Origin of the sequence: Actinomadura rugatobispora (genome assembly GCF_042656285.1) — a bacterium.
In the GTDB taxonomy this organism is placed as follows: domain Bacteria; phylum Actinomycetota; class Actinomycetes; order Streptosporangiales; family Streptosporangiaceae; genus Spirillospora; species Spirillospora rugatobispora.
The window spans coordinates 25,330-47,372 of record NZ_JBHSON010000035.1 but is presented as its reverse complement, the minus strand read 5'-3'; the positions used below and the strand labels follow the sequence as shown (position 1 = coordinate 47,372).

The 22,043-nt window shown below is 72.2% G+C and carries 22 protein-coding genes; 14 read left to right on the top strand and 8 right to left on the bottom strand.

The annotated features are described in order from the left end of the window. Positions 1 to 126 precede the first annotated feature (126 nt). The 6 genes from ACFPZN_RS24315 to ACFPZN_RS24290 all read left to right on the top strand — a co-directional run bounded on the left by ACFPZN_RS24315 (position 127) and on the right by ACFPZN_RS24290 (position 5,544). The gene (locus ACFPZN_RS24315) at positions 127 to 1,413 is read left to right on the top strand and encodes an ABC transporter substrate-binding protein (RefSeq protein WP_378284430.1); all 1,287 of its coding nucleotides are present in this window, start codon (positions 127 to 129) and stop codon (positions 1,411 to 1,413) included. A 49-nt stretch (positions 1,414 to 1,462) separates the two neighbouring features. Next, a complete protein-coding gene (locus ACFPZN_RS24310; protein ID WP_378284429.1) occupies positions 1,463 to 2,368 on the top strand; it encodes a carbohydrate ABC transporter permease in 906 nt (301 codons plus the stop codon). A 92-nt stretch (positions 2,369 to 2,460) separates the two neighbouring features. Continuing rightward, a complete protein-coding gene (locus ACFPZN_RS24305) occupies positions 2,461 to 3,270 on the top strand; it encodes a carbohydrate ABC transporter permease (RefSeq protein WP_378284483.1) in 810 nt (269 codons plus the stop codon). A 109-nt stretch (positions 3,271 to 3,379) separates the two neighbouring features. Continuing rightward, positions 3,380 to 4,204 (top strand): hypothetical protein, encoded by an 825-nt coding sequence (locus ACFPZN_RS24300; protein WP_378284428.1) that lies wholly within the window; start codon positions 3,380 to 3,382, stop codon positions 4,202 to 4,204. 1 nt (position 4,205) lies between these two features. Further along, positions 4,206 to 4,877, top strand: coding sequence for a class F sortase (locus ACFPZN_RS24295; protein ID WP_378284427.1), 672 nt, complete (start codon positions 4,206 to 4,208; stop codon positions 4,875 to 4,877). A 217-nt stretch (positions 4,878 to 5,094) separates the two neighbouring features. Then, positions 5,095 to 5,544: an ASCH domain-containing protein gene (locus ACFPZN_RS24290; protein ID WP_378284425.1), complete on the top strand. Its 450-nt coding sequence runs from the start codon at positions 5,095 to 5,097 to the stop codon at positions 5,542 to 5,544. Positions 5,545 to 6,190: 646 nt separating this feature from the next. Here the strand turns inward: ACFPZN_RS24290 and ACFPZN_RS24285 are convergent. The 3 genes from ACFPZN_RS24285 to ACFPZN_RS24275 form a co-directional block, all read right to left on the bottom strand. Beyond that, positions 6,191 to 6,910, bottom strand: coding sequence for a sulfite exporter TauE/SafE family protein (locus tag ACFPZN_RS24285; protein ID WP_378284424.1), 720 nt, complete (start codon positions 6,908 to 6,910; stop codon positions 6,191 to 6,193). Between the two features lie 46 nt (positions 6,911 to 6,956). After that, the gene (locus ACFPZN_RS24280) at positions 6,957 to 7,898 is read right to left on the bottom strand and encodes an aldo/keto reductase (protein WP_378284423.1); all 942 of its coding nucleotides are present in this window, start codon (positions 7,896 to 7,898) and stop codon (positions 6,957 to 6,959) included. Between the two features lie 131 nt (positions 7,899 to 8,029). Next, positions 8,030 to 10,801: an aconitate hydratase gene (locus tag ACFPZN_RS24275; RefSeq protein ID WP_378284422.1), complete on the bottom strand. Its 2,772-nt coding sequence runs from the start codon at positions 10,799 to 10,801 to the stop codon at positions 8,030 to 8,032. A gap of 454 nt (positions 10,802 to 11,255) precedes the next feature. Here ACFPZN_RS24275 and ACFPZN_RS24270 point away from each other — a divergent pair, with 454 nt between their 5' ends. Both ACFPZN_RS24270 and ACFPZN_RS24265 read left to right on the top strand, forming a co-directional pair. Then, on the top strand, positions 11,256 to 12,053 hold the full coding sequence (locus tag ACFPZN_RS24270; protein ID WP_378284421.1) for a PadR family transcriptional regulator: 798 nt from the start codon (positions 11,256 to 11,258) through the stop codon (positions 12,051 to 12,053). Between the two features lie 6 nt (positions 12,054 to 12,059). Continuing rightward, the gene (locus ACFPZN_RS24265) at positions 12,060 to 12,533 is read left to right on the top strand and encodes a DUF1707 SHOCT-like domain-containing protein (RefSeq protein ID WP_378284420.1); all 474 of its coding nucleotides are present in this window, start codon (positions 12,060 to 12,062) and stop codon (positions 12,531 to 12,533) included. A 35-nt stretch (positions 12,534 to 12,568) separates the two neighbouring features. Here the strand turns inward: ACFPZN_RS24265 and eda are convergent, their stop codons facing one another. Genes eda through edd form a run of 3 tightly spaced genes read right to left on the bottom strand, consistent with a single transcriptional unit; the run spans position 12,569 to position 16,007 of the window. After that, positions 12,569 to 13,189 (bottom strand): bifunctional 4-hydroxy-2-oxoglutarate aldolase/2-dehydro-3-deoxy-phosphogluconate aldolase, encoded by a 621-nt coding sequence (gene eda / locus ACFPZN_RS24260; protein ID WP_378284419.1) that lies wholly within the window; start codon positions 13,187 to 13,189, stop codon positions 12,569 to 12,571. Next, entirely contained in the window at positions 13,186 to 14,178 is a 993-nt protein-coding gene (gene glk, locus ACFPZN_RS24255) for a glucokinase (RefSeq protein WP_378284418.1), read from the bottom strand. Before glk ends, eda begins: the two co-directional genes overlap by 4 nt. Further along, positions 14,175 to 16,007, bottom strand: a complete 1,833-nt coding sequence (edd, locus tag ACFPZN_RS24250; RefSeq protein ID WP_378284417.1) for a phosphogluconate dehydratase — start codon at positions 16,005 to 16,007, stop codon at positions 14,175 to 14,177. The genes glk and edd overlap by 4 nt, the downstream gene beginning before the upstream one ends. Positions 16,008 to 16,151: 144 nt before the next feature. Between edd and ACFPZN_RS24245 the strand changes: the two genes are divergently transcribed. The 4 genes from ACFPZN_RS24245 (at position 16,152) to ACFPZN_RS24230 (ending at position 19,399) form a co-directional block, all read left to right on the top strand. Further along, complete coding sequence (locus tag ACFPZN_RS24245) at positions 16,152 to 17,288, top strand: ROK family transcriptional regulator (protein ID WP_378284416.1); 1,137 nt, start codon at positions 16,152 to 16,154, stop codon at positions 17,286 to 17,288. 135 nt (positions 17,289 to 17,423) lie between these two features. After that, a complete protein-coding gene (locus ACFPZN_RS24240) occupies positions 17,424 to 17,774 on the top strand; it encodes a YciI family protein (protein WP_378284415.1) in 351 nt (116 codons plus the stop codon). Further along, positions 17,765 to 18,970 carry an RNA polymerase sigma factor gene (locus ACFPZN_RS24235; protein WP_378284482.1) on the top strand — a complete coding sequence of 402 codons (1,206 nt, stop codon included), beginning with the start codon at positions 17,765 to 17,767 and terminating at the stop codon, positions 18,968 to 18,970. The genes ACFPZN_RS24240 and ACFPZN_RS24235 overlap by 10 nt, the downstream gene beginning before the upstream one ends. Before the next feature lie 36 nt (positions 18,971 to 19,006). Beyond that, a complete protein-coding gene (locus ACFPZN_RS24230; RefSeq protein ID WP_378284413.1) occupies positions 19,007 to 19,399 on the top strand; it encodes an Imm32 family immunity protein in 393 nt (130 codons plus the stop codon). Positions 19,400 to 19,423: 24 nt separating this feature from the next. Here the strand turns inward: ACFPZN_RS24230 and ACFPZN_RS24225 are convergent, their stop codons facing one another. Beyond that, positions 19,424 to 20,347: a hypothetical protein gene (locus ACFPZN_RS24225; RefSeq protein WP_378284412.1), complete on the bottom strand. Its 924-nt coding sequence runs from the start codon at positions 20,345 to 20,347 to the stop codon at positions 19,424 to 19,426. A 129-nt stretch (positions 20,348 to 20,476) separates the two neighbouring features. On the opposite strand from ACFPZN_RS24225, the gene ACFPZN_RS24220 reads away from it, so the two are divergent. Next, complete coding sequence (locus ACFPZN_RS24220; RefSeq protein WP_378284411.1) at positions 20,477 to 20,923, top strand: helix-turn-helix transcriptional regulator; 447 nt, start codon at positions 20,477 to 20,479, stop codon at positions 20,921 to 20,923. Here the strand turns inward: ACFPZN_RS24220 and ACFPZN_RS24215 are convergent. Then, complete coding sequence (locus ACFPZN_RS24215; protein WP_378284410.1) at positions 20,877 to 21,458, bottom strand: DUF1349 domain-containing protein; 582 nt, start codon at positions 21,456 to 21,458, stop codon at positions 20,877 to 20,879. The genes ACFPZN_RS24220 and ACFPZN_RS24215 overlap by 47 nt on opposite strands. A gap of 113 nt (positions 21,459 to 21,571) precedes the next feature. Here ACFPZN_RS24215 and ACFPZN_RS24210 point away from each other — a divergent pair, with 113 nt between their 5' ends. Further along, positions 21,572 to 22,012: a phosphatase PAP2 family protein gene (locus ACFPZN_RS24210; RefSeq protein ID WP_378284480.1), complete on the top strand. Its 441-nt coding sequence runs from the start codon at positions 21,572 to 21,574 to the stop codon at positions 22,010 to 22,012. Positions 22,013 to 22,043: the final 31 nt, after the last annotated feature.

Below are 22,043 nucleotides of genomic sequence, written 5' to 3'. Positions count from 1 at the left end.
GCCCGGCCACGATCATCACCACCCGGCCGCCACCCGGTAACCGCGAGATCTCTTTTCGCCTCGCCCTGTTGACCCCTCCCGCCGTCGAGCAGACGCTTGTTCTTCTGGGTGACGAAGGGACGTGCGATGCGAGGACGGTGGAAGGCGATCGCCGCCGTGGCCATCGGCGGCGCGCTGGCGCTCTCCGGCTGCGGCGGCGGCGATGACGGCGGCGGCGACAGCTCCGAGGTGGAGGTCTTCTCCTGGTGGACCGGGCCCGGCGAGGCCGACGGCCTGAAGGCGCTGCAGGCCGACTTCGAGAAGAAGAACCCCGGGATCAAGTTCACCAACGCGGCGATCGCCGGCGGCTCGGGCACCCAGGCGCAGGCCGTGCTGGCCAGCCGGCTGCAGAACCGCAAGCCCCCGGACTCCTTCCAGGGGCACGCGGGCGCCGAGCTGCTCGACTACATCAAGGCCGGCCAGATCGAGCCGCTGGACTCCTTCTACGAGGAGAACAACCTCAAGCAGGCCTACCCGCAGCAACTGCTGGAGCAGATCACCTACCAGGGCAAGATCTACTCGGTGCCGGTGAACATCCACCGCTCCAACGTGCTCTGGTACAACCCGAAGATCCTTGAGGACGCCGGGATCTCCGCGCCGCCCGCGTCGATCGCCGAGTTCATCACCGCGCTGAAGGCCGTCAAGGACAAGACCGGAAAGGTGCCGCTGTCGCTGGGCGCGCAGTGGACCGCCGACCACCTGCTGGAGAACGTCCTGCTCGGCGACCTGGGCACGGACGCCTACAACGCGCTGTGGAAGCCGGGCGGCGACTGGAGCAGCCCCGCGGTCACCAAGGCGCTCACCGACTTCGCCGAGATCATGAAGTACACGACGGCGGAGGCGGCCTCCACCGACTGGCAGGGCGCGTCCAAGGCGGTCGTGGACGGCAAGGCCGCCTTCAACATCATGGGCGACTGGGCCTACGGCTACTTCGTGAACCCGGCTCCCAACGGGCTCGGCAAGAAGCCGGACACCGACTTCAAGTACGCGGCGTCCCCGGGCACCGAGGGCACCTACATGTGGCTCTCGGACAGCTTCACGCTGCCGCGCGACGCGCCGCACCGCGGCGGGGCCCTGGCCTGGCTCAAGCAGGTCTCCAGCAAGGAGGGCCAGGACATCTTCAACCCGAAGAAGGGCTCCATCCCCGCGCGCAAGGACGCCGACAAGAGCCTCTACAAGGGCTACCTGGAGTACGCGTTCAACGAGTGGAACAAGCCCGGCGTCAAGCTCGCCGGCTCGTTCTGGCACGGCGTGTACTCCAACAAGAAGTGGCACACCGACATCGACACCGCGGTGGGCCTCTTCCTGCAGGACAGGAACGTGGGCAAGCTGCAGCAGGCCCTGGTGACCGCCGCCAAGAGCAACGCCCAGTGACCGGCGACGCTGGCAACGCCCTCGACTGACGCGATTGGAGAGCGCCCGCGTGAGACGCCGGTGGACGCCGGGACGCAGCCGGCGATGGCTCCCCGGACTGCTGCTGGTCTCGCCGTCGATCCTGGCGATCGGCCTGTTCGTCTACGGGCTGATCTTCTGGAACACGCGGGTCGCGGTGAGCGGGCGGCACGACGAGGTCACGCCGTACGGGTTCGACAAGGGCCGGAACTTCGTCGACCTGTGGGACGACCCGAGCTGGCCGCCGGCCGTCCGGCACGCGCTCCTGTTCACCGTCGTGTTCGTGGGCGGCGCGCTGCTGCTGGGCGCGTTCCTCGCCTTCCTCATGGAGAAGGGCATCCGGTGGGAGGCGGGGTTCCGCGCCGTCTACCTGTTCCCGATGGCGATCTCGTTCATCGCCAGCGGGGTGGTGTGGCGCTGGCTGATGAACCCCGCGCCGCCCGAGCGCGCGGTCGGCCTCAACCAGCTGTTCGGCAAGACCGGGCTGGACGCGCTGGCCAACAACTGGTGGCAGGACCCCGCCTGGGGCATGGCGGCCATGGCGCTGCCCGCGATCTGGCAGATGTCGGGCTACGTGATGGCGCTGTACCTCGCCGGGTTCCGCGCCGTGCCCGAGGACCTGCGGGAGGCCGCGCGGGTCGACGGCGCCTCCGAGTGGAAGGTCTACCGGTACGTCGTCTTCCCGCAGCTGCGGCCGGTGACGCTCTCCGCGCTGATCATTCTCGGCCATATCTCGCTGAAGGTGTTCGACCTGATCATGGCGATCGCGGGCAAGCAGATCATCACGTACGTGCCGGCCATCGCCACGTACGTGGAGGTGTTCGACTCCCACGACCCGGCCAACGGCGCCACCATCGCCACCTACCTGCTGCTCGCGGTGGCGGTGCTGGTGATCCCCTACCTGGTGTGGTCGGTGCGGGCGGAGCGCCCCCGATGAGCGCCGGGACGGCCGCGAAGCCGGCGGCGGGAGGGCCCGGTGCGAAGAAGGCGCCGGACGCGCGGCGCTCCCGGCTGCGCGACCCCCGCACCATGCGGATCGTGCGCTTCGTCATCCTGATGGCGTTCGTGCTGGTCTTCCTGATGCCGGTGTACGTGCTGTTCGTCACCAGCTTCAAGTCGCTCCAGGAGGCCGACCCGAGCACCGCCTGGAACCTGCCCGCGCAGTGGAGCACGCAGGGCTGGTCGTCGGCGTGGGAGACGCTGCGGCCCGGCCTGGAGAACAGCGTCAAGATCGCGGTCTCCGCGTCGCTGATCTCGGCGGTGCTCGGGTCGCTGAACGGTTACGTGCTGTCGAAATGGCGCTTTCCGGGCTCGGACGCGGTGTTCACGCTGTTCCTGTTCGGCATGTTCATCCCGTACCAGGCGGTCATGATCCCGCTGGCCGGAATGCTCACCGACATCGAACTGGTCGGCACCATTCGCGGCCTGGTCCTCACCCATGTGGTGTACGGCATCCCGATCTGCACGCTGATCTTCCGGAACTACTACGTCACGATCCCGGACGAGCTGATCGAGGCGGCCCGGGTGGACGGCGCCGGAATGCTGCGCACCTACTGGTCGATCGTGCTCCCGGTGTCGGGCCCCGCGTTCGCGGTCACGCTGATCTGGCAGTTCACCTCGGCGTGGAACGACTTCCTGTTCGCGGTGTTCCTGGGCGCGCCCGACAGCTGGCCGGTGACGGTGCTGCTCAACAACACCGCGGGGTCGGGGGCGGTGGCCGTCCAGTACAACCAGCAGATGGCCTCGGCGCTGCTGGCGTCGCTGCCCACGCTGCTGGTCTACCTTCTGCTCGGGCGTTTCTTCATGCGCGGTCTGATGGCGGGCGCGCTCAAGGGCTGACCGGCGGCTGATCAACGAAAAGGGCGGAATTCACGTCAACCACTGCGGCCACATAAGCGTCGTATAAAGGCCAGTGACAGGAAACCCCGCCTGACCACAGGGAATGTCAATGACCATCAGACGACTGGCCGCGGCCGGAGCGGCGGGAGTCGCCGCCGTCGCCCTCTCGGCGGGTCCCGCCTGGGCCGACCCGAAGATCTCGGCGACCCCCGACCCGTTCGTGCCGGGCGGCAAGCTGAACCTCAAGGCGACCGAGTGCGACACCAAGCCGGTCCAGGAAGAGGACGGCGGGCTGTTCACCGGGTTCCCGGTGTGGGAGAAGGCCGGCGACAACGGCACCTGGACGGCCGTCGCCACGACGAACAAGGTCGCCCCGGGCAAGACCTACCAGGCGTTCTTCACCTGTGAGATGGAGGGCGAGGAGTTCACGCTCCGCGTCTCCGTGACCGCCGAGGACGACGACGAGCCCGAGCAGCCGAAGTTCGACTTCGGGTACGACGACGTGAAGCTGTCCACGACCCGCGTCGTCCCCAACGGGAAGACCACGTTCACGGTCACCTGCCCGACCGAGGTCACCATCACCGGCAACGGCTACACGCAGAACCCGCTGCCGGTGAAGAAGGCCGGTGAGAAGACCTGGACGGCGACGGGCACGTTCAAGTCCTCGCTCCCCGACCCCACGCTGGCGACCGTGACCTGCAAGAACCACGGCTCGGTCAAGTACTCCACCAGCCCCGAGAAGGGCGACCTGTCGCCGAAGAAGCCGACCGGGAAGATCCCCACCGGCCGGATCGACACCGGTGACGGCAGCACGGTGGCGGGCGGCGGCGGCTCGGCCGCGCTGCTGGCCGGCGGGTCGGCCGCCGTGCTGGCCGCCGCGGGCGCGGGCGTCGTGCTGCTGCGCCGCCGCGGGATCGGGCAGGAGCGTTCCTGAGTTGCCCGAGCGCACGCCGTTCCTTCGCAGCGCGCATGCCGCCGGTCGCCGGGCTCTGGCCGCGGCGGCCGGCGTGCTGCTCTCCGCTCTCCTGCTGACCGCCTGCGGCGGTGACGACGGCGGCGGCGACGATCCCCCGGTCGTCCCCGCGGCCGCCTCGCCCTCGGCCGCGGCCACCGCGCAGAAGGCGCGGCGGGACGCGGCGCCGATGAGCGAGTCCCTGCCGAAGACGATCAAGATCGACAAGATCGGCGTCTCCGCCCCGGTCTCCCAGATCGGGCTGCGGCCCGACGGGCGGATCGAGGAGCCTCCGCTGAGCCGTCCCGACCTGACGGGCTGGTACAAGGAGGGCGTCACGCCCGGCGAGGCCGGTCCCTCGGTGATCCTGGGGCATGTGGACGCCGGCAAGAAGGCGGCCGTCTTCTACCGGTTGAAGGAACTGAAGGCGGGCGATCTCATCCAGGTGGTCCGGCAGGACGGTTCCACCGCGACTTTCGCGGTGCAGCGCCTGCAGAGCGTGGACAAGGACGCCTTCCCTCACCAGAAGGTGTTCGGCGAGGAAATCGACTACTCCTCGCTGCGTCTGGTCACCTGCGGTGGCGCTTTCGACGCGGGCACCGGGCATTACAAAGAGAATCTCATCGCCTTCGCGAAGCTGGTCCAGCCCGCCTGACCTGCTTTTCGGCGCCGTTCCCCCTCTCCCATCCGGAGGGGGAACGGTCCAGGCCCGGCGTGCCTGGCTTGGCCGATAACGACAAATCGGGGAAAATCACTTCTGACCCCGTTCACGGCCCGGCCGAGCAAGGCCGCCCGAGGCGGCGAGCGTCCGGCCCACCCCGCGGACACCGGCCGGGACGGGGACACCAGTCGAGCACGACAAAGGAGACCGCGTGCAGGCGATCAGCATTCAGCAGCCCTGGGCGTTCGCGATCGCCCGGGGCGGCCGGGCGATCTCCAACCAGGCGGTGCCCACCGCCTATCGCGGCCCGCTGCTCATCCACGCCTCCATGCGCGTCGATCTCAAGGCCTGCGACTCCCCGCTGATCCGGGCCGCGGGCTGGGACCCGCGCGACCCGCTGGCCACGATCGGCGCGGTCATCGCCATGGCCGAGCTGGACCACGTCTGCTCGGCCGGGTTCCAGGGCGAAGCCTGCGACTGCGGTCCCTGGGCCGAGGCGGGCGCCCACCACTGGCAGCTGACCTCCGTCCGGGCCCTGCCGCGTCCCATCGTCGCGCTGGGCCGCCCGAGCCTGTGGGAGCCCGCTCCCACGCTCATGACGAAGGTCCAGATGATGCTCGCCCCGGCACCGACGCCGGCGCCGGCCAATCCCGCCCCCTGAGCGCCGCTTCAGCCGAGCGCGGAGTCGCGGAGGCGGCCGAACTCCCCGGCGAGCCTGTCGAGCGTCCAGCTCGCGTTGAGGCCGCTGGGGTGCGAACTGTTCGCCTGTGAGGTCGGTTGAGTGAACATGCGGGTAATCAAGTGATCGGACTTGACGTTTTGTGTTGGCCTCCGTACTTTCAGTAGCGCAACCTGGGACGCCGGGTTCGGTGTCAGCGTGCGGGGCCCCCTTTCCACCGGAGTGATGGTCTGGGGCCTCCCCGTCGCCTCTGGTCGAGCCCACATGGCCAGGTCGCATAGGGAACCGGCCTCCCGGGAACGGACCACGCACAGGATGCGTGTCGCCGCCCCGGGGTCGAGTACGCCGGGGACCAGTGCGTCCAAGACCGTTCGGGGCGCGCGGCTGAGCAACTCATGCACAGTCCTTAGGAACGGTTGGGCAGGACCCACAGCCGAAGGCCCTGGCCCGGCTCCCCCGCCCGGAACGCGGAACGGGCCGCCTCCCCGTCGGGGGAGGCGGCCCGTCCAGTCGTGCGGGTCCGGGTTGATGCCGCAGAACAGCACGCGCAGCGGTTCGCCGCCGGACGGGAGGACGTCGGGGATGACGCGGTCGCGGGCCGCGTCCAGGTCGGCCTTGGTCGGACGCATCAGATCAGGCTACGCACGATCAGGGTCACGGCGGACGCGCCCACGACGACGAGGATGCCGGTGCGCATGCGGCCCGCGTCCACGTACCGCCGCACCGGGCCCGCCACCAGGAATCCCGCCAGCACGAACGGGGTCAGCGCCAGTCCCGCGTTCACCTGCTCGCCCGGCAGCTGTCCCCCGGCGGCGAGGGTGGCGAGGGAGAGGAGGGCGCCGCCGGTGAAGAAGACCGCCAGCGTCGCCCGCACCTTGGGGCCGCTCTCGTGCTGGTAGAGGAGGGCGATCGGAGGGCCGCCGATCGCGGACGCGGTCCCGGTCGTCCCGGCGACCAGGCCGGCGGTGGTGAGGGTGGCCCGGTTGCGCGGGACCCTTCCCGTCCACAGGCCGGCGCCGAGGGCGGCCAGCACCATGACGCCGACGATCGCGCCGAGGGCCCGGCCGGGGACGGCGGCGACCACCCAGACGCCCAGCGGCGTCCCCGCCAGGCGTCCCCCGAACGCCCAGCCCAGGCCCTTCAGATCGGCGTGCCTGATCTCCTGCGCCATCGTGGCCAGCGGCAGCACGGTCGCGGCCACCAGGATGGAACCGGGCATCAGCGAGGGGAAGAACATCGTGACGACGGGGGTGGCGACCAGGCCCACGCCCAGCCCGACGCTGCTCTGCACGATCGCGCCGAGGAGCGCGGCCAGCCCTCCGACCAGGAGGAATTCGAGTGAGGGCATGGGCTGGAACGTTACATCCCCCGATTTCCGACCGGCGAAGGGACGATCACGCGGACGCGGCCGTCAGGCGCTCCACCTCCTCCGCGGTGAGGGCGAGCTCGGCGACCTTCAGCAGCGCGGGCACCTGCCGCACCGTGCGGGCGCTGGCGATCGGCGCGACCACGGTGGGCCGGGCCAGCAGCCAGGCCAGCGCCACGGTCGGCACCGGCACGCCGCGGTCGGCGGCGATCTCGTCCAGCACGTCCAGGACCTTGCGGCCGCGCTCGGTGCCCAGATGCGCGCCGGCCTTCTTCGCGCGGGCGCTGTCGACCCTGACCCCGGCGCGGTACTTGCCGGTGAGGAAGCCCGAGGCCAGCCCGTAGTACGGCACGGCCGCCAGCGCGTGCTCCCGCGCGATCCGCATCCGCGCGCCCTCGTAGGTGTCGCGGGACACCAGGTTGTAGTGGGCCTGGATGGCGACGTACTTGGCCTTGCCCTCGCGGTCGCTGAACGCCAGCGACGCCTCCAGCCGCTCCGGCTCGATGTTGGACACGCCGATGTGCCGGACCTTGCCCTCCCGCACGAGCTCGTCCAGCGCCGTGATGATCTCCTCGACCGGCACCGTGAGGTCGTCGGTGTGGGTGTAGTAGAGGTCGATCCGGTCGGTGCGCAGGCGGCGCAGCGAGGCCTCCGCCGCGGCCCTGATCGTCCCGGCGGCCAGGCCGCGGTGCTCGGGGTGCGCCCCGACCTTGGTCGCCAGCACCATCCGGTCGCGGCCGCCGCGCGCCGCCAGCCACTCCCCGATGATCTCCTCGGACTCGCCGCCCCGGTGGCCCTCCACCCAGGCCGAGTAGGTGTCCGCGGTGTCGACGAAGTTCCCGCCGCCTCCGGCATAGGCGTCCAGGACGGCGAACGACTCCTCCCGGTCCGCGGTCCAGCCGAAGACGTTCCCGCCGAGCGCGAGCGGATAGACGTCCAGGTCCCCGATCTTGTTCTTGAACTCAGCCATGACACGATCCAACCGCGCCCGCCCCACCGCACCGGCGACCGCCCCACCCCTTGGCGCCGCTCCCCCGCCCGGAACGCGGAACGGGCCGCCTTCCCCAGGGGGAGGCGGCCCGTCCGTTCGTGCCGGTCAGGCTACTTGCGCAGGAGGTTGCGGAGGACGTACTGCATGATGCCCCCGTTGCGGTAGTAGTCGGCCTCGCCCGGGGTGTCGATGCGGACGGTGGCGGTGAACTCCTTGCCGTCGGCGCTGACCGTGACCTCGTCGGGGACGCCGCCCTCGTTGAGCTTGGTGACGCCGGTGATGTCGAAGGTCTCGGTGCCGGTCAGGCCGAGGGAGGCGGCGGACTCGCCCTCCTTGAACTGGAGCGGCAGCACGCCCATGCCGATGAGGTTGGAGCGGTGGATCCGCTCGTAGGACTCGGCGATGACCGCGCGGACGCCCAGCAGCGCGGTGCCCTTGGCGGCCCAGTCGCGGGACGAGCCGGAGCCGTACTCCTTGCCCGCGATGACGACCAGCGGGGTGCCCTGGGCGGCGTAGTTCTGCGCGGCGTCGTAGATGAACGACTGCGGCGCGCCCTCCTGGGTGAAGTCGCGGGTGTAGCCGCCCTCGACGTCGTCCAGCAGCTGGTTGCGCAGCCGGATGTTGGCGAACGTGCCGCGGATCATGACCTCGTGGTTGCCGCGGCGCGAGCCGTAGGAGTTGAAGTCCTTGGCGGTGACGCCGTTGTCCTGGAGGTACTCGGCGGCGGGGGTGCCGACCTTGATGGCGCCGGCCGGGGAGATGTGGTCGGTGGTGACCGAGTCGCCCAGCTTGGCCAGCACGCGGGCGCCGCCGATGTCGGTGACCGGGGCGGGCTCCATGCCCATGCCGTCGAAGTAGGGGGCCTTGCGGACGTAGGTGGACGCCGCGTCCCACTCGAAGGTGTCGCCGGTCGGGATCGCCAGCTCCTGCCAGCGGGAGTCGCCCTTGAACACGTCGGCGTAGTCCTGGAGGAACATCTCCTGGCCGATCGAGCCCTCGACGATCTCCTTGACCTCCTCGGCGGACGGCCAGAGGTCGCGCAGGTAGACCGGGCCGTCGACGCCGTCGCCGATGGGGTCGTTGAGGATGTCGACGTCCATCGAGCCCGCGAGCGCGTAGGCGACCACCAGCGGCGGCGAGGCCAGGTAGTTCATCTTCACGTCGGGGTTGATGCGGCCCTCGAAGTTGCGGTTGCCCGACAGGACGGAGGTGACCGCCAGGTCGGCGTCGTTGATCGCCTTGGAGATCTCCTCCTGCAGCGGGCCGGAGTTGCCGATGCAGGTGGTGCAGCCGTACCCGACCAGGTTGTAGCCGATCTTGTCGAGGTACGGGGCGAGGCCCGAGCGCTCCAGGTAGCCGGTGACGACCTGGGAGCCGGGGGCCAGGGAGGTCTTGACCCACGGCTTGCGGGTCAGGCCCTTCTCCACCGCCTTCTTGGCCAGCAGCCCGGCGCCGACCATGACGTAGGGGTTGGAGGTGTTGGTGCAGGAGGTGATCGCGGCGATGACGACGGCGCCGTGGTCGATCTCGAACGTGGTGCCGTCGGCGAGGGTCACCGGGGTCGGGGCGTTCGGCCGGGTGGCGCCGTCGGCGGCGTGCCGGCGCGGCTTGTCGCCGTTGCCGCCGCGGGAGATCGCCGGGGAGTCGGAGGCCGGGAACGACTCGTCCGACGCCTCGTCGGCGGGGCCCAGGATGCTGCCGGCGGAGACGTAGTTGCGCACGTCGCGGCGCCAGGTCTGCTTGGCCTCGGCGACCGAGATGCGGTCCTGCGGGCGCTTGGGCCCGGCGATGGAGGGCACCACGGTGGACAGGTCGAGCTCGAGGTACTCGGAGAACTCCGGCTCGGCGGACGGGTCGAGCCACATGCCCTGCGCCTTGGCGTACGCCTCGGCGAGCGCGACCTGCTCGTCCGTGCGGCCGGTGAGGCGCAGGTAGGACAGGGTCTCGCCGTCGATCGGGAAGATGGCGCAGGTGGAGCCGAACTCGGGGCTCATGTTGCCGATGGTGGCGCGGTCGGCGACCGGCAGCGCGGCCACGCCCTCGCCGTAGAACTCGACGAACTTGCCGACCACGCCGTGCTCGCGCAGCATCTCGGTGATGGTGAGCACCAGGTCGGTGGCGGTGGTGCCGGCGGGCAGCTTGCCGGTCAGCTTGAAGCCGACGACCCGCGGGATGAGCATGGAGATCGGCTGGCCGAGCATCGCGGCCTCGGCCTCGATGCCGCCGACGCCCCAGCCGAGGACGCCGATGCCGTTCTCCATCGTGGTGTGGGAGTCGGTGCCGACGCAGGTGTCGGGGTAGGCGACGCCCTCACGGTCGAACACGACCCGGGCCAGGTGCTCGATGTTGACCTGGTGGACGATGCCGGTGCCGGGCGGGACGACCTTGAACTCGTCGAACGCGGTCTGGCCCCAGCGCAGGAACTGGTAGCGCTCGCCGTTGCGCTCGTACTCGCGCTGGACGTTGCGCTCGAAGGCGTCCGGCGAGCCGAAGTAGTCGACGATGACGGAGTGGTCGATGACCATCTCGGCGGGCGCGAGCGGGTTGATCCGGGACGGGTCGCCGCCCAGGTCGCGCACCGCCTCGCGCATGGTGGCCAGGTCGACCACGCAGGGCACGCCGGTGAAGTCCTGCATGATCACCCGGGCCGGGGTGAACTGGATCTCCTTGCTGGGCTGGGCCTGGGAGTCCCAGCCGGCCAGCGCGCGGATGTGCGCGGCGGTCACGTTGGCGCCGTCCTCGGTGCGCAGCAGGTTCTCCAGCAGCACCTTGAGGCTGTACGGGAGCCGGGCCGAGCCCTCGACGGCGTCCAGCCGGTAGATCTCGTACGACTTTTCGCCCACCTGCAGCGTGTTACGGCTGCCGAAGCTGTTCGCGGACACGGACTCCTCCTCCGTCACCGTCGCGCGTCGGGTCCGGGACGTGAGCGCGCGACGCTTGCGTCATGTGTCGATATACCGGTCGATACCGGCGCCCACGCGGCCGTCGCCCCTGCCTGCCGGGCGGTGCGGCGATCCGCGGCGGGCGGATGGTCATCTCCCTGAATCCTGCCCTAGTGGCAAGCCTGCTCGGGACCCGGGTCCGCCTAACTTCCGCGGGTTTTCTCTTGACGTCAAGCTATCTCTGATTTATCTCGATATCAAGTTATCTTGTCCCCGCCGGTCCCACCCCTCCTGCCAGGACGTTCGCACGCGGAGGCCGCCGGACGGCACGCCTCCCGGGTCGTTCACTTCCCCGCAGCGACCGCGGGAACCTACTGGCCTCTGCGTTCGTCTTCGATATATCGTTGTCGTATCGCGAGAGATCAAAGAGGGATCTCGGAAGGCGGTGGAGAACATGGGGACGACGCACGGACCGGGTCCGGACCTGCGCTGGGCCTTCGCCGCGGCGGCGCTCGGCGCGAAGGCCGCCCACCTGGCGGCGCACGCGGCGCGCGGGCATGAGCGCGGGCATGAGCACGGGCACGCACGGGGCTGGGCGGCCGGCTGCGGCCCGAAGGCCCGCGGTGACGCACCGGGCGGTTTCGGATGGTTCTTCGGCGGCGGCCCGGGGCCGTGGGGTCCGCCTCCCGGGCCTGGCCCCTGGGGCGGCCCGTGGGGCCGGGGCCGTCCACCGTGGGCCAAGGGCCCGGGCGGACGGGGGCCGAGGGCGCGCAAGGGGAACGTGCGCGCGGCCGTCCTCGCGCTGCTGGCCGAGGAGCCGCGCAACGGCTACCAGATCATCCAGGAGATCAACGAACGCAGCGGCGGCGGCTGGAAGCCGAGCCCCGGCGCGGTCTACCCGGCGCTGCAGCAGCTGGCCGACGAGGGGCTCATCCGCAGTGAGGAGGACGGCGGGCGCAAGACGTTCCAGCTGACGGACGAGGGCCGCGCGCACGTCGCCGAGCACGCCGACGAGCTGTCGGAGCCCTGGGCGGAGATGACGCCCGACTTCGGCGAGGGCGTGCCCGACCTGTTCAAGCACGCGGCCCAGACCGGCGCCGCGCTGATGCAGGTCGTCCACTCGGGGTCGCCGGAGCAGGTCGCCCAGGCCAAGGAGGTGCTGGCCGACGCCCGGCGCAGGCTCTACCTCATCCTGGCCGAGGACGACGAGGCCGATCCGGGCCCCACCACCCGCGACACCCCGGAGGAGTGAACGACGGTGACGACCCGTCTGGACGACATGCGCATCGGTGACGCCGAGCGCGACGCGGTGACGGCGGCTCTGCACGAGCACTTCGCCGCGGGCCGCCTCGACCGCGAGGAGCTCGACGAGCGGCTCACGGCGACACTGGCCGCCAAGACCCAGGGCGATCTCAAGGCGGTCGTCCGCGACCTGCCCGGGGACAACGGCCTGCCCGAACCGTCCCGGGCCCGCGGGCACGGCCACCCGGCGCCGTGGCACCCGCACGGCGGGCCGCAAGCGGCGTGGGCGCACGGCCATCCGGCCCGTCGCCACGGCCACCGGCACGGCCCGTTCCCGGCGTTCCCGCTGATGATCGGCGTGTTCATGATCGTGGCTTTCACCGTCGGGCCGGGCGCGGCGATGCTGGCGGTGCTGCAACTGGCGCTGCTGGTCTGGACGGTCAAGGCGATCGTCCTGGCGGTCGCCGTCCGCCGCACCCGCCCCCGCTAGGGCCGGACACGCCCCCGGCCCCGCGGCCGGGGGCCTCAGCGGAGGGCGGCGGCCTTGCGGGCCAGGTCCTCGATCCGGTCCCAGTCGCCGTCCCGGACGGCGTCGGCCGGGGTCAGCCAGCTGCCGCCGACGCAGCCCACGTTGGGGAGGCCCAGGTAGCGGGTGGCGTTGTCCTGGGTGACGCCGCCGGTCGGGCAGAAGCGGATCTGGGGCAGCGGGCCGTTCAGCGCCTTCAGGTACGGCGCGCCCCCGGCCGCCTCCGCCGGGAAGAACTTCATCGCGGTCACCCCGTGCTCCAGCAGCGCCATCGCCTCCGAGGCGCTGGAAACTCCGGGCAGGAACGGCAGCGCCGTCGCCGTCATCGCCTCGCGGAGACGGCCGGTGCAACCGGGGCTGACCAGGAAACGCGCGCCCGCCCGCGCCGAACGCTCCGCGTCCTCGGGCTGAACGATCGTGCCCGCGCCCACGACGGCGTCCGGCACCTCGGCGGCGATCCGCTCAATGGCGGCGAGGGCGCCCTCGGTGCGGAGCGTGACCTCGATGACCGGCAGCCCTCCCGCCACCAGCGCCCTTGCCAGCGGTACGGCCGCGTCCGGGTCGTCCAGCACCACGACGGGCACGACCGGGGCGAGGTCCAGCAGTTCTTCGGCTTTCACACGGGCTCCAGGAATGAGGTGTCACGGCTTCGGGCGAGGTGCGCGGCGGCACCGACGAGCGCCGGATGCGGATGGACGATGAGCGCGGTCGGGATGGCCCGCAGGAAGTCCTCAACCGGCGGCTTGCCCTCGAACCGGCGCCGGAACCCGCTGGCCTCCAGCGTGTCGGCGATCCGCGGCAGGATACCGCCGCCGAGGTACACCCCTCCGCGCGCGCCGAGCGTCAACGCGACGTTCCCCGCGAAGGACCCGAGCAGTCCGCAGAAGACCTCGACCGCCTCTGCGCGCAGGGCGTCGTCCGCCTGCGTGATCTGGGCGGGGGTAAGGGGGGCGGTCTTGATTCCGTGGATCAGGGCCAGGAGGCGGTGGATGCGGGTCAGGCCGTCGCCGGAGAGGAGGTACTCGGCGTTGCCCACGCCGAGTTCGGCGCGGAGCAGGCGCATCAGTTCGATCTCGAGGTCGGTCGCGGCGGGCACGTCCACGTGGCCGCCCTCACCGGGCAGCGGGATCCAGCGGGTCGCCGCCCCTGGTACCGGGACCAGGGCGGCCACGCCCATACCCGTGCCCGGGCCCAGGACGGCCAGAGGGGCGGTGCCGTCGGCGGCGGGCGGTGAGGCGGCGCCGATCGGACGCAGATCCCGCCGAGGGTCCAGGTGCGGGAGGGAGAGGGCCAGCGCGGCGAAGTCGTTGACGACCTCAAGGTCGGGAAGGTCCAGGTGGGCGCGGATCCGGTCAACGGAGTCGGGGACCCAGCCCGCGTTGGTCAGCCTGATGCGGCCGTCCGCGACCGGGCCCGCGATCGCCAGGCAGCCCGCCGCGGGGCGCGCGTCGAGGCCGGCGAGGTAGGCGGCGGCGGCCTCCGCGAGACCGGCGTGGTCGCGCGTGGGCAGGGCGCGGATCCGGGCGGGCGGCCGCCCCGGCCCTTCGACCAGGGCGAAGCGGGCGTTGGTGCCGCCCACGTCCGCGACCAGCCACGGGTACCCGGTCATGCGAAGACCCCGGCACCCCGTTCGGCGGGGCCCACCGCCCGGCGGAAGGCCGCGAAGAGCTCCCGGCCCGTGCCCGCGTCGCCGGGCGGGGCGGTCGACGCGGCGGGCTCGCGGGCCGCGAACTCCTCGTCGGGGACGAGGACCTCCAGCAGGCCCTTGCCGGCGTCGAGCCGGATCACGTCCCCGTCCCGGACGCGGGCCAGGGGGCCGCCGGCGGCCGCCTCAGGGGAGGCGTGGATGGCCGCCGGGACCGTGCCCGACGCGCCCGACATGCGGCCGTCGGTGACCAGCGCGACCCGGTGGCCGCGGTCCTGCAGGACCGACAGCGGCGGGGTCAGCTTGTGCAGCTCGGGCATGCCGTTGGCCTGCGGCCCCTGGAACCGGACGACCGCGACCAGGTCGCCGTCCAGCTCGCCCGCGGCGAAGGCGTCCTGGAGCTGCTGCTGGGAGTCGAAGACGCGGGCGGGCGCCTCGATCGCGCGGTGCTCGTCCCGGACGGCCGACACCTTGATCACGGCCCGGCCCAGGTTGCCGCGCACGGTGTTCAGGCCGCCCTGGGCGTCGAACGGCTCGTCGACCGGGCGGAGCACCTCGGGGTCGCCCGAGACGGCGGGCGCCGGAACCCAGGTCATGCCCTCGGCGGTGAGCTCCGGGGTGCGGCGGTAGGCGGCCAGGGTCTCGCCGCCGACGGTGCGCGCGTCCTCGTGCAGCAGCCCGGCGTCGGCGAGCTGCCCGATGAGGAAGGCGGTGCCGCCCGCGGCGTGGAAGTGGTTCACATCGGCGGTGCCGTTGGGGTACAGCCGGGTCAGCAGGGGGGTGACCGAGGAGAGCTCGTCGAAGTCGTCCCAGGTCAGCTCGATGCCCGCGGCGGCGGCCATGGCGACCAGGTGCAGCGTGTGGTTGGTGGAGCCGCCGGTGGCGAGCAGCGCGACGACGCCGTTCACGAACGCGCGCTCGTCCAGCATCTCCCCGACCGGCGTGGTCAGCCGCAGCACCCGCCGCGCGGCCTCGTCGGTGAGCGCGTCGCGCAGCGGCGTGCCCGGCGGGACGAAGCTGGCGCCCGGCAGATGGAGGCCCATGACCTCCATCAGCATCTGGTTGGAGTTGGCGGTGCCGTAGAAGGTGCACGTCCCGGGCGAGTGGTACGAGGCGGCCTCGGCGGCCAGCAGCTCCTCGCGGCCGATCTCGCCCGCCGCGTGCCGCTTGCGGACCCTGGCCTTCTCCGCGTTGGGCAGCCCGGAGGCCATCGGCCCGGCCGGGACCAGGATCACCGGGAGGTGCCCGAACGACAGCGCGCCGATCACCAGGCCGGGCACGATCTTGTCGCAGACGCCGAGCATCAGGGCGCCGTCGAACATGTCGTGCGCGAGGGCGATGGCGGTGGACATGGCGACCACGTCCCGGCTGAACAGCGACAGCTCCATGCCCGCGCGGCCCTGGGTGATCCCGTCGCACATGGCGGGCACGCCCCCGGCGAACTGGGCGGTGCCGCCCGCGTCCCGGACGGCGGCCTTGATCCGCTCGGGGTAGCCGTGCAGCGGCTGGTGGGCCGACAGCATGTCGTTGTAGGCCGACACGATCGCGATGTTCTTCGCCGTCGTCCCCCTGAGCTGCAGTTTCTCGGTGGGGCCGCAGGCGGCGAAGCCGTGCGCGAGGTTGGCGCAGCCGAGCCCTGCGCGGGCGGGGCCCTGGCTCCGCGCCTCCGCGATCCGGCCCAGGTAGGCGGCGCGCCGCGCCGCGCTGCGCTCGGCGACGCGCTCGGTGACCCGCGCGACGACGGGGTGCGGTGCAGCTGCCCGCGGTGTGCCTGCCTGCGGTGAGCCTGTCATGGGGACGCTCCTGCTCTCGGCCGGGGGGAGGAGGACTTCGGCAAAACTAAGCCCTTCGGGCAAGCATCACAACCTACTTAGGCATGGCGATTAACAAAAGTGGGCGAGCTTGTGACAGCCTCACGGCCATGCTTCACTGACCGGATGACACGACGCCCGTCGTCCAGCGGGGACGTGCTCCGCCTAATCCGCGAGGAGGGCGTCGCCACCCGCGCCGAAATCGGCCGCGTCACCGGCCTCTCCCGGCCCGCCGTGGCCCTCCGGGTGAACGCGCTGATCGCGCACGGCCTGGTCGCCGAGAGCGCCGACGGCCCGTCCACCGGCGGCCGTCCCCCCGCGCGGCTGTCGTTCAACGCCTCCGGAGGCGCCCTCCTGGTCGCCAACCTGGGCCGGTCGCGCGGCCAGGTCGCCGTCACCGACCTGGCCGGGACGATCCTCGCCCAGGCCGGCATCACCACCGGCCGGACCCCGGAGGCGACCCTCCCCGGCCTGCTCACCGAGTGGGCCCGGCTCCTCGAAGGGACCGGCGTCGCCGCGGTGCGCGGAGCGGGCATCGGCGTGCCCGACGCCGTGGAGTTCGCCCCCGCCCGCTGGGAGGGCTTCCCGGTGGGCCCGCCCATCACCGAGCGCTTCGGCGTCCCCGCCTACCTCGACAACGACGTCAACATCGCGGCGCTGGGCGAGTACCAGTCCCGGTTCCGCCAGGAGACCGGCGACCTGCTGTTCGTCAAGCTTTCCACCGGCGTCGGCGCCGGGCTGATCGCCGGCGGCCGGGTGCAGCGCGGCGCGCTCGGCGCGGCCGGGGAGATCGGCCACATCCCGGTGCGGGACGGCGGCGGGGTCCGCTGCCGCTGCGGCAACCTCGACTGCGTGGAGGCCGTCGCGGGCGGCGCCGCGCTGCTCGCCCGCTCCCCCGCCGCCGATGACCTGGCCGCGCTGGTCGCCCTCGCCCGCGCGGGCGACCCGGAGACCGTGACCCTCGTCCGGGAGGCGGGCCGCCGCGTCGGGGAGGTCGTCGCGGGCGCGGTCAACCTGCTCAACCCGGCGGTGGTGCTGCTCGGCGGCGACCTGACCGGCGCGTACGAACCGCTGATCGCGGGCGTCCGCGAGGTCGTCTACCAGCGCGCCACGGCCCTGGCGACCCGCCGCCTGCGCATCGAGCCCAGCCGCCTGGGCGACACCGCCGGGCTGATCGGCTGCGCGGCCCTGGTCCTGGACCACATCCTGACCCCCGAGGCCGTCGACACCGCCCTCGCCGCCGCCGCCCCCTCCCCCGCCTGATCCCCGGTCCGGACGCCTTTTTTCGGAAAGTGCGGTGTCGGCTGTCGATCTGGGCGGAAGGCGTTCGTGTAGAGGGTGAGCACCCGGAACGGCTCCGGGCTCGCACGGACTCGTACGGACTCGCAAGGAGGAGACATGCAGCACTATCTGCTCAGCATCTACCAGCCCGCCGGTCCCGCCCCCTCGCCCGAGTTCCTCGAGCCGATCATGCGGGAGGTGGGCAGGGTCAACGAGGAGATGCACGCGGCCGGCGCCTGGGTCTTCGCCGGCGGCCTGCACGCCCCGGAGACCGCCACCGTCGTCCGGACCAAGGACGGCGAGCCGCTGCTGACCGACGGCCCGTTCACCGAGGGGAAGGAGGTCCTCGGCGGCCTCACCGTGATCAGGGCCGAGGACCTCGACGCGGCGCTCGAATGGGGGCGGAAGCTGTCACGCGCGACGACGCTGCCGGTCGAGGTGCGGCCGTTCCAGGACGGATCGCACTGACCCCCGAGGCACCGCGGATCGAGCGCGTCTTCCGCGAGGAGTACGGGCGCGCGGTGGCCGTCCTGGTCCGCCGCTTCGGCGACATCGACCTCGCCGAGGAGGCGGTCCAGGACGCGTTCGCCGCGGCCGTCCGGCGTTGGCCGGTGGACGGCACGCCGCCCAGCCCCGCGGGCTGGATCATCACCACGGCGCGGAACCGGGCCCTGGACCGGCTGCGCCGCGAGGCGTCCCGCGAGGACCGGCATGCGCAGGCCGCCCTGCTGCGGGCCGAGGGCTCCACGGAGGAGGGTCCCGTGCACGACGACCGGCTCCGGCTGATCTTCACCTGCTGCCATCCGTCTCTGGCGACCGACGTCCAGGTCGCGCTCACGCTGCGGCTGCTCGGCGGACTCGGGACGGGCGAGATCGCGCGGGCGTTCCTGGTCCCCGAGCCGACCATGGCGCAGCGGCTGGTGCGCGCCAAGCACAAGATCCGCGACGCGCGGATCCCGTACCGGGTGCCGGACGAGGCCGACCTGCCCGGCCGCCTCCGCGCCGTGCTGGCCGTGCTGTACCTGATCTTCAACGAGGGGTACGCGGCGGGCTCCGGCGACCGGCTGATCCGCGCGGACCTCTGCGCCGAGGCCGTCCGGCTGGGCCGTCTCCTGGCCGGGCTCATGCCGGACGAGCCGGAGGCCCTGGGGCTGCTGGCGCTCATGCTGCTCCAGGAGTCGCGGCGCGCGGCCCGCACGGACGGGGAGGGCCGCCTGGTCCTGCTCGCCGACCAGGACCGCGCCCTCTGGGACCGCGACCTGGCCGGGGAGGGGCGGGAGCTCGTGCGCCGCTGCCTGCGCCGCGGGCGGCCGGGCCCGTACCAGATCCAGGCGGCGATCAACGCGGTGCACAGCGAGTCGCCGCCCACCGACTGGCGGCAGATCCTCCGGCTGTACGACCAGCTGCTGGCGATCGCGCCGACGCCGGTCGTGGCGCTCAACCGCGCCGTGGCCGTGGCCGAGGTCGACGGACCCGAGGCCGCCCTCGCCCTCCTGGACGATCTCGATCTCGACCGCTACCACCTGTTCCACGCCGTCCGGGCCGACTTCCTGCGCCGCCTGGACCGGACGTTCGAGGCCGCCCAGGCGTACGAGGCCGCCATCGCCCGCACGGACAACGGCGCCGAACGCGATTTCCTGCGCCGCCGACTCCGCGCGCTGTGACCACTGCGACGCTGCGAACGTAGGAGAATCGCGCGGATGAGACTGATGTTCCATCCGCCGACCGCGATGGTGGACGTGTCGTCCGACCGTGCCGGCCTGTCGCGCCTGGCCTCGCTGGTGGCGTCCGGCGACGGGACGCTTCCGGCCGAGGAGGGCGCCTCCCCCTACGGGGAGATCGCGCTCACGCGGGTGACGGTCCGCACGGCGGACGGCCTCGTCCTTCTCACCGCCGATGCCGGGGGCCGCACCCTGACCATCAGCGGCGACCGCGAGCACCTGGGCGTGCTGGCCGACGTCCTCGAGGACATGGCCGCTTCAACGGACGGCGGCCACGTCCACATCGAGCACTATCCAGACCACCCCTATCTTGAAGAGGGTTCAGCCCCCATGGTCGTGAACAGCCCGCTGGGCGGCATGCCCAGGCGATGACGTCGTCCGCCCCAAGGCGCGGGCTCAGCTCTGGTCGTGGCCAGACTCGTTCTCGGCGGTGAAGGAAACGGCGACGACCGGCATCGCGGGGTTCCGCAGTCCTATGAGATGCAGCGCGAAGCCGTGCTCGGGAGCGCGTCCTCCCAGGGCCTCGCGCTCGACCCGCACGCCCTGCGCCCCCAGGTCGGCGACCACTTCGTCATAGGGGCGGTCGAGAAGCTGCACGCCGTTGAACCACGCCGTGCCCGTACGGCCGACATAGCTGATGGCGAGGGAGATCAGGCGGTCGTCCCCGTCGAATCCCAGGATCAGGCCGTGGTCGAAGTACCAGTCCTGGTTCTCCCCGCCGTAGTCGGGACGGCTCTGCTGGGCGGGTCCGAGCACGGAGCGCAGGCGCAGCCTGTCCTGGCCGAGCTGGACGATCCGCGTCCCCTTGCCCGACACCAGGTGGTGCTCGGAGATCGCCTCGACGGGCTCCTCGCCCGACATGCCCAGCAGGCTCTCGGCGGGGTTCTTCGCGTAGATCCCGACCGATTCCACCGGCAGTCCGGGTTCACCGGTCAGGTTGAACCCCGCGTCGGGGACGTCGTACCCCTCCTCGCCCTCCACGAGGCGGCAGCCCGCGGCGGCCAGGTCCGCGATGACCGCGCCGGTGTCGCGCCCCAGCAGCGCGACACCGGCGTAGGAGACCGGGGCCGGTTCGTACAGCTCCAGGTAGACGAGCCGGTCGACGTCGTCGAAGAAGAGGATGAGGCCGCCGTCCGCGTACTGCTCGCACAGGCCGGTGGCCCAGGGCGCCTTCCGGAACAGCTGCCGCTCCCCCAGGCCGCGGCCGAACGCCGTGGCGAGGCGTCCGGCGATCTCCGAGCGGCGGCCGCCGAGGCCGATCCCTTCCGGGACCACACCCGCCAGGCCCTCGAAGGGCAGGACTGTCCATGCGTCGTTCACCCGTTCATGATCGCAGCGCCGGGCCCTTGCCCGTGCAACAACCCGCGCATCCGGCCCGCCCGCGGCGGCCGGTCCCGGCCGGGCGGCCCGCGGGGTCCGGATGTCGGTGGCGGATGGGATGCTGGGGCGGTGGCTTCGGTTGAGGATCTGGTGCGGTTGCGGCGGGCACGCGACCGGATCGACCGCGAGTACGCGCAGCCGCTGAACGTGGAGGCACTGGCGCGCACGGCCCTGATGTCGCCCGGGCACTTCTCCCGGAGCTTCCGCGCAGCGTTCGGCGAGACGCCCTACAGCTACCTGATGACGCGGCGGATCGAACGCGCCAAGGCGCTGCTGCGGCGCGGCGACCTGACGGTGACGGAGGTCTGCTTCGCCGTGGGCTGCTCGTCGCTGGGCACGTTCAGCACCCGGTTCACCGAGCTGGTCGGCGAGTGCCCCAGCGCCTACAAGGCGCGTTCCCACCAGTGGGACGACGCGCTCCCCACCTGCATCACCAGGATCTACAGCCGGCCGGTCAGGAACGGGAAGCTCAGCCGTGAAGGGAACGGTCCGGAGGGCCGAACGCCAGGCGGGTGAAGCGCACGGTCAGGCCAGACCGTTCTGGAGCGCAGCAGTAGATCCCGGCCGTGGCCGGGACGCCCTCCGGGAACGGCGCGACGCGCAGCATCCGCCACGGTTCGTCCTCGGCACGGCCGCGGACGGTGACGGCGTTGCCGCTGCGGCTGGCCCGGATCGTGACGGTACGGCCCGTCCAGTCCGGTACGGGCCCGGTCGACCAGTCGGAGCGGTCGCGGGTGACGACGGCCCCGGCCTGCGCGACGCCGTCGGCGAACTCGACCCCGGCCTTGATCCAGGTCCGCTCGTCGAGCCGGACCAGCAGCCCGGCCTGGTCGAACTGCTCGGTGAAGGCGGCGGCGAACGACGCCTCGACGGCGGCCTCGGGGCCCAGGGAGGCGAGCAGGGCGTGCCCGGAGTCGCGGTCGTAGCCGTAGGAGGTGGTCTGCCAGAAGTCGCTGCCGCGCTCCGCCGTGACGAGCAGGTCGCCGCCGTCGCGGACGGCCGAGGGCGGCGGGTTGAGCCACGTGCCGTCGTCCCAGGGGATCGGTCGCAACGCTCCTCCTTCACCGGGGGTGGGGTTAAGTCCACCACGGATCGGGGGGTTCGGGCTCCTCCGTCCGGGTGGTGGGTCTCCTGTCCGGCGGGGCGTTCACGGCGAGGGTGGTGATGTCGGCGCGGAAGGCTCGTACGGAAGGCACCCGGCATGGCGAACGAAGCGATCCCGTTCAGGCGGGTGGGGCCCCTCGGCCTGGCGGCGCGGGTGCGGCCGCTGCTCACCGAGGCCGCCCTGCTGCTGGCCCTGTTCGCCGTGTACAAGCGGCGGCGGACGGCCTCGCCAACCAGTACGCCGCGATGCCCTCGCTGCACATCGGCTGGGCGCTGCTGGTCGTGCTGGCCGTGCTGCGGGTGTCGCGCAGCCCGTGGCGCTGGGTGGTGGCCCTGCACGCGCCCGCGACGGTGCTGGTGGTGGTCGTCACCGCCAACCACTACTGGCTGGACGGGATGGTGGCCGCGGCGCTCCTCGGCGGCGCCGTGGCCGTGGCCGCCCTCGGGCGTCCCCGCGCCGCGGCACGGGTTCCCGGGCGGGTGCCGGCCGGGCCGGAATAAGGAAAAATCGGTCGGCATGGGTCCAGATGCG

What these genes read in the sequence shown, in the direction of transcription:
- ACFPZN_RS24245 (WP_378284416.1), top strand. Translation starts at nt 16,152, where the DNA reads ATGACACGACGCCCGTCGTCCAGCGGGGACGTGCTCCGCCTAATCCGC.
- edd (WP_378284417.1), bottom strand. Translation starts at nt 16,007, where the DNA reads ATGACAGGCTCACCGCAGGCAGGCACACCGCGGGCAGCTGCACCGCAC.
- glk (WP_378284418.1), bottom strand. Translation starts at nt 14,178, where the DNA reads ATGACCGGGTACCCGTGGCTGGTCGCGGACGTGGGCGGCACCAACGCC.
- ACFPZN_RS24300 (WP_378284428.1), top strand. Translation starts at nt 3,380, where the DNA reads ATGACCATCAGACGACTGGCCGCGGCCGGAGCGGCGGGAGTCGCCGCC.
- ACFPZN_RS24240 (WP_378284415.1), top strand. Translation starts at nt 17,424, where the DNA reads ATGCAGCACTATCTGCTCAGCATCTACCAGCCCGCCGGTCCCGCCCCC.
- ACFPZN_RS24315 (WP_378284430.1), top strand. Translation starts at nt 127, where the DNA reads ATGCGAGGACGGTGGAAGGCGATCGCCGCCGTGGCCATCGGCGGCGCG.
- ACFPZN_RS24285 (WP_378284424.1), bottom strand. Translation starts at nt 6,910, where the DNA reads ATGCCCTCACTCGAATTCCTCCTGGTCGGAGGGCTGGCCGCGCTCCTC.
- ACFPZN_RS24280 (WP_378284423.1), bottom strand. Translation starts at nt 7,898, where the DNA reads ATGGCTGAGTTCAAGAACAAGATCGGGGACCTGGACGTCTATCCGCTC.
- ACFPZN_RS24270 (WP_378284421.1), top strand. Translation starts at nt 11,256, where the DNA reads ATGGGGACGACGCACGGACCGGGTCCGGACCTGCGCTGGGCCTTCGCC.
- ACFPZN_RS24230 (WP_378284413.1), top strand. Translation starts at nt 19,007, where the DNA reads ATGAGACTGATGTTCCATCCGCCGACCGCGATGGTGGACGTGTCGTCC.
- ACFPZN_RS24305 (WP_378284483.1), top strand. Translation starts at nt 2,461, where the DNA reads ATGCGGATCGTGCGCTTCGTCATCCTGATGGCGTTCGTGCTGGTCTTC.
- ACFPZN_RS24210 (WP_378284480.1), top strand. Translation starts at nt 21,572, where the DNA reads ATGTCGGCGCGGAAGGCTCGTACGGAAGGCACCCGGCATGGCGAACGA.